A 1,869-nucleotide genomic window follows, 5' to 3' on the forward strand; every position below is an offset into this window, starting at 1 on the left:
CGCCTCCGCCTCCGGCGTCGCCCGCGCCTGACGCCCGATCAGCCACAGCACATTCGGCACCGCCTCGTAGGCCGTGTCCGTCGCGTTCCAGCCCGACAGCCGCTCACGGTCCGCTTCGGTCTGGAGGTCCAGACACGCCAGCGGCCGGTCGGGATGCGCCACGGCCTGCCGCAGCAGCCGGAGGAAATTGTCGCGCCAGCGTTCCACCGTCGCCCGGTCGAACAGCTCGGCGGCATAGGTCAGCTCGGCGGAGATCCGGCCGGCCTCGTCCTCCGCCGTGGTCAGGCTCAGATCGAACTGGGCACTGCCGCCGGGCCGGGCCAGGATCTCCGCCCGCACATCGCCGAGGCGCAGCGCCACCGCGTCCCGGCGCCGGCCATGCTGCATCATCACCTGGAACAGCGGGTTGCGGCTGAGGCTGCGTTCGGGGTTCAGCGCCTCGACCAGCCGTTCGAAGGGCAGCGCCTGATGCGACTGGGCGGCCAGTGCCGTGTCGCGCACCGCCGCCAGCAGCGACCGGAAATCCGCCCGGCCGTCGACCGCCACCGGCAGCACCTGGGTGTTGACGAAGCAGCCGACCACCGCCTCGACATCCTGGCGCTGGCGGTTGGCGACGGGGATGCCGATGCGCAGATCGTCCTGCCCGCCGAGCCGCCGCAGCAGCGCGGAGAAGCCGGCCAGCAGCACCATGAACAGGGTCGCGCCCTGCCGCTGCGCCAGGGCCCGCAGCGCTGCGGAGAGATCGTCCGGCAGATCGAAGGCGACGGTGTCGCCGCGCCAGTCCGGCTCGCTCGGCCGCGGCCGGTCGGCCGGCAGCTCCAGCACCGGCTGCCCGGAGCCGAGCCGGTCGAGCCAGGAGGCAAGCAGCCGCTCGCCCTCGCCGGCCTCCATCAGCTGCCGTTGCCAGACCGCGTAATCGGCGTACTGGATCCCGGACGCGGCCTGCTGTGGCCGGCCTGCCCGGTGGTTCTCGTAGCCGCGGGCCAGATCCTCGACCAGAAGGTCGAGCGACCAGCCGTCGGCGACGATGTGGTGCAGGGTCAACAGCAGCACATGCTCGTCGGCCGCCAGCGTGATCAGTGTGGCGCGCAGCAGCGGGCCGGCCGCGAGGTCGAAGGGCCGCCGGGCCTCCGCCACCGAGATCTCGCCGAGCTCGGCCTGACGTCCGGCCGACAGATCGATCCGGGCGAGGTCCACCGGCGCCGGCGACAGGATGCGCTGCCGCGGCTCGCCCTCGGCCTCGGGGAAGACGGTGCGCAGCGCCTCGTGCCGCGCGACCAGCCCGCCCAGCGCCGCCTGCAGCGCGGCCGGGTCGAGGTCGCCCGACAGGCGCAGGCCGCCGGTGATGTGATAGGCCGCGCCCTCCGGCTCCAGCCGCGACAGCAGCCAGAGGCGGCGCTGAGCGTGCGACAGCGGCAGGTCGCCGTCGCGCGGCGCAGGCACGATCGGCAGGCGCTGGCCGCTGATGCCCTTGGCATCGAGCTGGGCCAGGAACTGCCGGCGCTTGTCGGCCGGCAGGGCGGCGACACGCTCGGCGATCGCGCGCATCGGGTCGGCCGGCGGCACGGTCATGTCGTTCATTCGGGCAGCTCCAGCGCGTCCAGGAGATCGGACATCGCATCCAGTTCCGCCGCGGCGTTGCCGCGGCCATGTCGATCGATCAGCGCGGCCAGGCCGGCGATGGTGCGGCTCTCGAACAGCGCCGCCAGCGGCAGCTCCACCCCCAGGGCCTGGCGCAGCCGCGACGCCACCCGGGTCGCCATCAGCGAATGGCCGCCGAGGGCGAAGAAGTCGTCATGGCGGGAGACGTGGTCGAGGCCGAGAACCTCCCTCCAGATCCGGGCGATGGCCTGCTCCGCCTCGCCCTCA

The 1,869-nt window shown here is 73.6% G+C and carries 2 protein-coding genes; both read right to left on the minus strand.

Annotation, left to right across the window (positions count from 1 at the left end; translation table 11 throughout):
• Window positions 1-1,581, minus strand: a 1,581-nt coding sequence (locus P409_RS33205; protein WP_052121679.1) for a condensation domain-containing protein, incomplete at its 3' end; no start/stop codon positions are given.
• On the minus strand, window positions 1,578-1,869 hold a 292-nt coding region (locus tag P409_RS33210; RefSeq protein WP_034848738.1), incomplete at its 5' end, for a phosphopantetheine-binding protein. The genes P409_RS33205 and P409_RS33210, both read right to left, overlap by 4 nt.

This window comes from Inquilinus limosus MP06 (assembly GCF_000767795.1).
In the GTDB taxonomy this organism is placed as follows: Bacteria; Pseudomonadota; Alphaproteobacteria; order DSM-16000; family Inquilinaceae; genus Inquilinus; species Inquilinus limosus_E.